This is a genomic window from Pseudomonas sp. AMR01 (assembly GCF_041946035.1).
In the GTDB taxonomy this organism is placed as follows: domain Bacteria; phylum Pseudomonadota; class Gammaproteobacteria; order Pseudomonadales; family Pseudomonadaceae; genus Aquipseudomonas; species Aquipseudomonas antarctica_B.
Window position 1 is genome coordinate 1 of record NZ_JAUTYR010000130.1, and the last position, 593, is coordinate 593.

The 593-nt window shown below is 61.9% G+C and carries 1 protein-coding gene; it reads left to right on the forward strand.

Annotation, left to right across the window (positions count from 1 at the left end):
• Positions 1-447, forward strand: a 447-nt coding sequence (locus Q7C20_RS26870; RefSeq protein ID WP_375071207.1) for an enolase C-terminal domain-like protein, incomplete at its 5' end; no start/stop codon positions are given.
• Positions 448-593 lie beyond the last annotated feature (146 nt).

Genomic DNA, 593 nt, shown 5'->3' on the forward strand with positions numbered 1-593 from the left:
TGGTCGGCAGAGATTTACGCCGACCTCGCGCCACATCTGGTTCGTCTTGGTGTGACACTGGTCGAACAACCCCTACCCGCAGGTGAGGACCATGCGCTTTTGGGCATGGACCGGCCCGTGCCCGTCTGTGCGGATGAGAGCTGCCATGACCGCAAAAGCCTGTCCGGTCTCAAGGGCAAATACGATGTGGTGAACATCAAGCTCGACAAGACCGGCGGGCTGACCGAAGCGCTGGCGTTGCGCGATGCGGCGCGGGCCGAAGGGTTTGACGTCATGGTCGGCTGCATGGTCGGCTCGTCGCTGGCGATGGCTCCGGCGACGCTGGTGGCGCAAGGCGCGAAAGTCGTGGACCTTGACGGCCCGCTGCTTCTGGCAGAAGACCGCGACAATGCTTTGAAATTCGACGGCGCGGGCGTGCACCCCCCCGTCGCTGCGCTTTGGGGGTGACCATGCGAACTGTCTATGTAAACGGCGAATACCTGCCCGAGGATCAGGCCAAGGTCTCGATTTTTGACCGGGGTTTTCTGATGGCCGATGGGGTCTATGAGGTGACGAGCGTGTTGGATGGCAAGCTCATCGCTTTCGACGGCCAT